Here is a 234-nt window from a genome sequence, read left to right on the forward strand (position 1 = left end):
CACAGACGCCGCTGACGAACCCCTCAAAGTGGGCGATCGCATTATGTGGGCGCAAATAAGCTGTTATGATTGCTATTTTTGTATCATCGAGGCTGATCCCGTACGCTGCAACCACAAAACCAGTTATGGATTCCGCCATCCTGATGAACTGGCAGGCGGATTTGCGGAATATCAGTACCTGCGCCCGGTTACCAAAGTAGTAAAGGTCCCCGAAGAGTTAAGCAATGAAGAAGC

At 50.0% G+C, this 234-nt stretch carries 1 protein-coding gene; it reads left to right on the forward strand.

The annotated features are described in order from the left end of the window. Positions 1-234 (forward strand): hypothetical protein (locus B3W37_RS07885; RefSeq protein ID WP_483175290.1); only part of this gene is annotated, 234 nt, incomplete at both ends.

Source organism: Syntrophomonas sp. UBA5494 (assembly GCF_002426325.1).